The sequence below is a fragment of the Streptomyces iakyrus genome, assembly GCF_000717055.1.
Lineage (GTDB): Bacteria > Actinomycetota > Actinomycetes > Streptomycetales > Streptomycetaceae > Streptomyces > Streptomyces iakyrus.
This window is the reverse complement of sequence record NZ_JNXI01000099.1, coordinates 1-406: the sequence shown is the minus strand read 5'-3', so window position 1 is coordinate 406 and position 406 is coordinate 1. Positions and strand designations below refer to the sequence as shown.

The 406-nt window shown below is 63.1% G+C and carries 1 protein-coding gene; it reads right to left on the bottom strand.

From position 1 onward, the window contains the following. The coding region (locus tag OO68_RS48925; RefSeq protein WP_209442691.1) for an ABC transporter substrate-binding protein at positions 1-406 on the bottom strand (406 nt) is incomplete at both ends.

Genomic DNA, 406 nt, shown 5'->3' with positions numbered 1-406 from the left:
CATTGCTTGCCGGTGAGATCGGATGAACCGGAGCCCGAGATCAAAAACAGCTTCTTGCGTTCGCGCGTGACGGTCTGGATCGCGAGCGCCACCGCGGAATTGACGCCTTCGGCGATCACGTCGACACCCTTGTTGTCGATCCAGTTGCGCACGATGCCGGTCGCGACGTCGGGCTTGTTCTGGTGATCGCCGCTGACCACCTCGATCTTCCAGCCCTTGGCGCGGAGGCCGGAATCCTCCACCGCCATGTTGGCCGCAGCCACCGAGTTCGGGCCGCCGATGTCGGCATAGAGGCCCGACATGTCGTTCAGCACGCCGATCTTGACGTTCTTGTCTTGAGCGAAGGCAGGAGTTGCAAGGCTGAGTGCAGCGCAAACGAAAAGCACGGCGTGGCGCCGCGCGAGCG